This is a genomic window from Mycobacterium simiae, from assembly GCF_008370645.1.
In the GTDB taxonomy this organism is placed as follows: Bacteria; Actinomycetota; Actinomycetes; order Mycobacteriales; family Mycobacteriaceae; genus Mycobacterium; species Mycobacterium simiae_A.
In genome coordinates this window covers 22,944-29,046 of the sequence record NZ_VTZN01000052.1, presented here as the reverse complement: position 1 = coordinate 29,046, position 6,103 = coordinate 22,944, and the positions used below count along the sequence as shown (strand labels likewise).

At 62.1% G+C, this 6,103-nt stretch carries 8 protein-coding genes; 2 read left to right on the top strand and 6 right to left on the bottom strand.

The genetic code is table 11. The features are described from left to right. Both F0Q45_RS10890 and F0Q45_RS10885 read left to right on the top strand, forming a co-directional pair. Positions 1-373 (top strand): colicin D domain-containing protein (locus F0Q45_RS10890; RefSeq protein ID WP_149653965.1); only part of this gene is annotated, 373 nt, incomplete at its 5' end. Between the two features lie 29 nt (positions 374-402). Then, the gene (locus F0Q45_RS10885; protein WP_188112871.1) at positions 403-672 is read left to right on the top strand and encodes a colicin immunity domain-containing protein; all 270 of its coding nucleotides are present in this window, start codon (positions 403-405) and stop codon (positions 670-672) included. Positions 673-1,271: 599 nt separating this feature from the next. On the opposite strand, the gene F0Q45_RS10880 is transcribed toward F0Q45_RS10885, so the two are convergent. The 6 genes from F0Q45_RS10880 to F0Q45_RS10855 all read right to left on the bottom strand — a co-directional run bounded on the left by F0Q45_RS10880 (position 1,272) and on the right by F0Q45_RS10855 (position 6,100). Further along, positions 1,272-1,727, bottom strand: coding sequence for a DUF350 domain-containing protein (locus tag F0Q45_RS10880; protein WP_149653963.1), 456 nt, complete (start codon positions 1,725-1,727; stop codon positions 1,272-1,274). A gap of 16 nt (positions 1,728-1,743) precedes the next feature. Then, complete coding sequence (locus F0Q45_RS10875; protein WP_149653962.1) at positions 1,744-2,910, bottom strand: glutathionylspermidine synthase family protein; 1,167 nt, start codon at positions 2,908-2,910, stop codon at positions 1,744-1,746. Then, entirely contained in the window at positions 2,907-3,548 is a 642-nt protein-coding gene (locus F0Q45_RS10870) for a hypothetical protein (protein WP_262490945.1), read from the bottom strand. Before F0Q45_RS10870 ends, F0Q45_RS10875 begins: the two co-directional genes overlap by 4 nt. A gap of 87 nt (positions 3,549-3,635) precedes the next feature. Then, on the bottom strand, positions 3,636-4,463 hold the full coding sequence (locus tag F0Q45_RS10865; RefSeq protein WP_149653967.1) for an HAD family hydrolase: 828 nt from the start codon (positions 4,461-4,463) through the stop codon (positions 3,636-3,638). Further along, a complete protein-coding gene (locus F0Q45_RS10860; RefSeq protein WP_149653961.1) occupies positions 4,460-5,314 on the bottom strand; it encodes a lysophospholipid acyltransferase family protein in 855 nt (284 codons plus the stop codon). The genes F0Q45_RS10865 and F0Q45_RS10860 overlap by 4 nt, the downstream gene beginning before the upstream one ends. 15 nt (positions 5,315-5,329) lie before the next feature. After that, entirely contained in the window at positions 5,330-6,100 is a 771-nt protein-coding gene (locus tag F0Q45_RS10855) for a lysophospholipid acyltransferase family protein (protein WP_149653960.1), read from the bottom strand. Positions 6,101-6,103: the final 3 nt, after the last annotated feature.

Genomic DNA, 6,103 nt, shown 5'->3' with positions numbered 1-6,103 from the left:
CGCACCAGAACAACCGAGGCAAGGATCACCTAAAACGGGAACGGCCCCGCAAACTATCGACGAAGTCCCTTTGCAAACTGACCTCGGTCAAATCGAACGTAAGTATTATCATGCAAAAGATTTTGGTGTGACAGAATCCCGGGGACGCGCCGGATTCGACGCGTTCGACAGAGCTGTGAAACAAGTAGTGAACGATCCTGCGACCATGCATATCCAAGGCATTTACCGCGATCAGCCTGCTATACTCAATTACAATCCCAAATCCGGATTGTGCGTCATTCAGACTCCGGATGGAAGATTTATATCGGGCTGGAGGTTAAGTCCTGAACAGGCTGCGTATGTGCTGAACGAGGGAAAGTTGGGCGGTGATTGATGTTTTCGGATAGCGCATCGGTCGAGCGTATGACTGCAAAATATCGAGACCTGTTATCAAGGTTCATCAATCGTGAGATAACAGCTCCGGAGTTCCAATCCTTATACTTTACGGTATTCAAGAACGACGGAGATCAAGTTCCCGGCACTAAATTCAAGATACTCGACAGATTGTTCGCCGATGTCGATGACTACACCGCCGATCCCAAGTTACGAGAAAGGGCGGGCGGTTTAGATGATGAAGAATTGCGTACTTGTGCGCGCGAAGCATACCGGAAGCTCTATGAGACGAGCGAATAGCAGAAGTCCTTTAGTGACAAGGCTTCCCGTTTTGAGAACATGAAAAAGCTGCTGGGCATTGCAGAACAGTACTCTGCATCACAACAAATGCAGCAGCATATTTGGCCTGGATTCGACTTAACGCCATCATTGGTGAATGCCCGACTGCTTGAGTCGGTGGGGTACTCGCACACGAGACGCGATTCACCCCGCGTCGGATTCGTTGGCGAGCGACACCAAGGCAATTTTGGACGAATTCGTGCTAGGGGCCGCCGGCCACAGGGCATGCGTTGGTGTCCGCCCCCCAACACTACCGCCTGTGATGCCTCCGGCCTATGTCGAGGTTCGAACAGTCGACCGAGCACATAGCAAAACGCTCGATGCGCTCTTCGGCCTATTGCTTTCGGCTAGCACCGGTGCGCTCCCCGCAGTTTGCGAGCGTTGGCTGAGCGTCGGTGCCCAGGTCGTGACCGCTACCGTCTGAGCAAACTTTGGGTCGGAACCGGTTAGGAATCGTGTGGCCAGAGGACCGCTCACCCACATGGTCACCGTGAACGGAAAGCCGCCCTTCACAAAAGACCCCAACACACATGGCGGCAACACCGCCACTACCCGTCAGGTCAGAGAATTGCGACGGCGACCACGATCCCCAAGGCGAACTGCGCCGCCGCCACGATCAGACACTCGAAGCTGTACTCGTCGGATCGGAACAGCGTGTCCATATCGATTCCGATCACCAGGGTCGCAATCCGCATCATCACCACTTGAGCGGCGATGCCCACGATGCCGAAAGTCGCTGACGCCAGCAGTCCCTCGGCCAGCCTGCCCGACGACGAATAGATCGCCAGCACCACAATCAGTGCCATGCTGACCATCCCGGCCGCGGCCACGATAATGGCGTTCGGTTTGCCGGCCCGGACCATCTTGCGCAGCGGTCCCGGCGTCGTGAAGTCGATGGCGTGGAACCCGATGATCATCAGGACCAGCCCCAGAATCGAATACAGGACGACCGCGCTCACCCCGCGCCCAAGCCAACTCCAATAGCCCGCATGCAGCGCCACGAGGGTTGTCGTCATCGACGTCTAACTCCGTTCATTTCACCGGGATCCGATGTGGGACAAAAGCTGCGCCGTCGTCGGTGATCAGTCCGGCGGTCTCCCGGATACCCAACCCAGCCGACGAATCGCCAACGATCCACGCACCCAGGGCCGGGCGCATGTCGTCGAATTGCGGAAGCGGATCAAGCAATTGGTAGACGAAACCCTCTTCGCCATAGACTCCGCCGGTCGCGGTCTCCATGCCGGCACCGACAACCGTGACGTTCGCGCCCTCGCGGCCAAGCTTGGGCTTACGCACGTACTCGGTCAGCTCATGCGGGTCATCGATGTAGGCGGGCAACAAGTTCGGGTGGCCCGGATACATCTCCCACAACACCGCAAGTATCGCCTTGTTGGACAACAGGGTCTTCCATAGCGGCTCGATCCACATCGTCTGCGGCAGGCTCGACACCACGTGCTCGCCGAACTGGTCGTCGAGCACCCACTCCCAAGGGTGCAGCTTGAAGATGGCGTGGATTTGGTCTTCCTCCAAATCGACGAATCGCTGCAGGGCAGCATCCCAACCGACGTCCTCGATCATCAAGCCGATGGTCTGGAAACCTGCTTCGGCCGCGGTCTCCTGCAGGTAGGTCGTGGTGATCTGGTCCTCCCCGGTGGCTTCCACGCCGGACCAGGTGAAGTGCAACTCGTTGCTGGGCAACAGATCCCCCACCTCCTTCCAACGGTCGACGAGCTGTTCGTGCAAGGAGTTCCACTGGTCGTCGCCGGGAAACTTGTCCTTGAGCCAGTACCACTGCACAATCGCCGCCTCCAGCAGCGTGGTCGGTGTGTCGGCGTTGTACTCCAACAACGCCGCCGGCCGGCGCCCGTCGTAGCGAATGTCGAAGCGGCCGTAGACATGTGGGTCAGAGCGCCGCCACGATTCAGCGATATATGGCCAACTCCATTCTGGCAGGCCGAAATCCGCGTACCGCTCCATCAGGACCACCTGCTCGACGGCGTTCAAGCACATCGAATGCAGCAGTTCGACGTCGGCTTCCAGCGCGAGGATCTCGTCCATGTCGAATTCGTAGTACACCGACTCGTCCCAGTACGGCCGGTCTGCCCCGGTCGCATCCCGCGCCGGCGTCCCATACACCAGGCCTTGCGATTCGACGATCGAGCCCCAGTTGGAACGCGGCGGCGTTCTAACCCTTTTCATGAGCCACCGCTTCCGCCGCCGCCCTTGCCGCCGCTGCCCCCTAGCCCACCGCGGGAGATGGTGGTGCCGGATTTGGTGGTAATCGTGGCGCCTTTGGGTGCGACCGTGGTGCCACCGCTGGGCCGTTGACCGACTGTCCCGGAGCTGCCGTAGTAGTACCGGTATTGATGTCCGCCGTAGAAGAAGAATCCGTTGAGACCCGCTGTGTGGCCGGTGCAGTAGCTGTCGGGGACGATCACCGGTTGACCATTCTGGTCGTCCTGCACGCATTGGGCGGTGACGTGCTCAGGCGTCAACAACCAATAGCCGAGGCCGGCCACCACGCCCACCACTCCGACGGCGGCGGCGGCTCCCATCAAGACTCGTTTTTGCTGGGCCCGCTGGGCCTGCGCCTCGAGCCGAGCCTCTTCGATCTCGCGCTGCTTTTCCTCGTATTTCTTCCGCGCCCGCAACTCGGCCGGCGTCGGAGGACGCGGTCGTGTCGTTTCCGCATCCTGGAACTCGATGCTGCCGGCCGGGCGGCGCTTTGTCGGTTTGTCCTGTTCTGGTCCATCGGCCGGCGCGTGTGGCGCGTCCTCGGCAGCGACGCTCTCGTCCTCGGGTCGGCCGCTTTCGGGTGGGTCTGCTTCCGACCCCACTACATATCCTCCGGTCCGCTCAGGTCGCCGTGCCGGCGGCACGACACTGCCCGCGGGCAGTCTCCCACACCACCACTGCTGTTAACGTCAGGACCACCAGCGCTCCAACACGCGCGCAACACCGTCGTCGGTGTTGGGTGTGGTGACCTCGTCAGCGGCGGCCAGCGCGTCGGGATGCGCATTACCCATCGCGACCCCAAGACCAGCCCGTAACAACATCGGCACGTCGTTGGGCATATCACCGAATGCCACGACGTCCGCGTTGGTGATGCCCAGCGGCCGGGCGATCTCGTCCACACCCGTGGCCTTGCTAAAGCCCAGAGGTATGACCTCGACCAGCCCATTGTTGGTGGAATAGGTGATATCCCCCTCCAGACCGACATATTTGGCCAGTTCGGCGACCATGTCCGCACTGCTGGCGCCGGCTTTGCGGATCAACAGCTTGATCGCCGGCGCACTGAGCAGGTCGTCCAACGACACCTCGGTGTTGTCTGGATTGAGCCAAGCGTGCTCGTAGCCAGGGGAACTGACGAACTGGGGGGTCGCCGTGTCGTGGGCACGCTCGCCGATCCGCTCGACGGCCAGCCCGGCACCCGGGATGACCCGACGTGCGACCTCGGCCAGCGTGGCCAAGGCGTCGACGGACAGGGTACGCGCCGACACCACCCGGTCGGTTGCGGAATCGTAGATGACCGCGCCGTTGGCGCACACAGTCATCGGCGCGAAACCGAGGGCGTCGACGACCGGCCGCACCCAGCGCGGTGGGCGGCCGGTGGCCAAGATGAAGGTTGCTCCACCGGCTACCGCGCCGCGCACGGCGGCACGGGTGCGGGGGGTGATGGTTTCATCGCCGTCAAATAAGGTGCCGTCGACGTCGCACGCGATGAGCGCCGGCCGGCGCGCCGGTGTTGTCAGCGCGGCCCACCTTTGCTGAAACTTCGCGACGTGACCCGGCGGTGCCCGCGCTTGCGGGCTCGCTCCGCCAATTGAGCGATCTTGCCGCGACCCGCCGGTGTTAGACGGGTCTGTTCGCGCTCTCGTGCGCGTTCGGCCAATTCCGCAAGACGGAATTCCCGTGACTGCTCCGGGGTGGGCGCGCTGCCCCCCAGACGCCGCGGCACCCAAAACGCCCCCTCGGGATGCGGATATTGCTCCTGCACCCAGTGCAGCATCGACTCCATCGCTTGCCGCAGCGTGGCATTGAGCCTTTCCGCATCACGCTCCGGCCATAAGGCCGGTCCAACGGCCACGGTGATCGGAATCTTGTTGCGAAACAGATTCCGGGGATGGTCCTTGGGCCAGATTCGATGCGCGCCCCAGACGATCATCGGAACTAGCGGCACCCGCGCCTCGACGGCCAGCCGGGCCGCCCCGGACTTGAATTCCTTCAATTCCAGGCTGCGGCTGATCGTCGCCTCAGGATGCAACCCGACAAGCTCCCCTTCCCGCAACCGCTGCACGGCCGTCGCGTAGGCGTTGGCGCCCTCGGCCCGGTCCACCGGGATCAGCTGGGCGTGCCTGATCACGTAGTTGACCGCTTTTACCTCCTGCATTTCGGCCTTGATCATGAATCGCAGCCGCCGCTTGCGCTCCTTGGCAGCGATTGAGGCCGGAATCCAGTCCACATAGCTGGTGTGATTGAGGGCAATCAACGCACCATCGCGCTCGGGAATGTTCTCCAAGCCGTGATACGTAATCTTGTTTCCGTTCGCCGCAACTATCGACGGAACAAGGAATTCCATCATTCGGAAGAACGGCTCCGCCATTTCTCACAGCTCCTTTCACCGCCACCGCGACTGATGCAGTGCACGCCCAACGGCCCTGGCCGCCGCCGCGTCAGCGTCCATTTGAGCCGCCTCCTGCAGCGTCGGCGCGCTTCCGCCGAGCCGGCGTGGCACCCAATACTCCCCCGCTGGATGCGGATAGCGTTGCTGCACCTGGTGCAGCAGCCGAGTCATCGCCTCGCGCAGGGCGGCGTCGGTCCGCGCGATGTCGCCTGCGGCCCGCAACGGCGGGCCCACATGCACGACAACCGCCATCTTGGTGCGTCCAAAGTGCCCCAGACGTTTGGGACAGCCCTTGGTCCAGATCCGCTGAGCACCCCAAACAATAACCGGAATGATCGGAACATCTGCCTCCAGAGCCATCCGAGCCGCCCCAGTCTTGAACTCTTTGAGCTCGAAGCTGCGGCTGATGGTGGCCTCCGGATAGACGCCAACCAGCTCCCCCTCGCGAAGCCGCTGCACCGCCACCGCATAAGCGTCGGCGCCGGCGTCTCGATCCACCGGGATCGTCCGGGTGCGTCTGATCATGAAGTTGACCACTTTAACCCGTTGCATTTCGGCCTTGATCATGAACCGCAGCCGACGGCGCCGCCGCTTCATGGCCAATGCGGCCGGCAACCAGTCGAGATAACTGGTGTGGTTGATGGCCACCACAGCACCGCCGCGGCGGGGCACGTTCTCCTCGCCGACGTAACTGATCCGGGTTCCGGTGACCAGCACCAGCAACCGGGCCAGCATTTCAAGGGTGCGGTAGGTCGGCTCCGCCATGGG

Excerpts from the sequence above, each read along its gene's own strand:
- F0Q45_RS10855 (WP_149653960.1), bottom strand. The coding sequence starts at position 6,100 with ATGGCGGAGCCGACCTACCGCACCCTTGAAATGCTGGCCCGGTTGCTG.
- F0Q45_RS10875 (WP_149653962.1), bottom strand. The coding sequence starts at position 2,910 with ATGAAAAGGGTTAGAACGCCGCCGCGTTCCAACTGGGGCTCGATCGTC.
- F0Q45_RS10885 (WP_188112871.1), top strand. The coding sequence starts at position 403 with ATGACTGCAAAATATCGAGACCTGTTATCAAGGTTCATCAATCGTGAG.
- F0Q45_RS10860 (WP_149653961.1), bottom strand. The coding sequence starts at position 5,314 with ATGGCGGAGCCGTTCTTCCGAATGATGGAATTCCTTGTTCCGTCGATA.
- F0Q45_RS10880 (WP_149653963.1), bottom strand. The coding sequence starts at position 1,727 with ATGACGACAACCCTCGTGGCGCTGCATGCGGGCTATTGGAGTTGGCTT.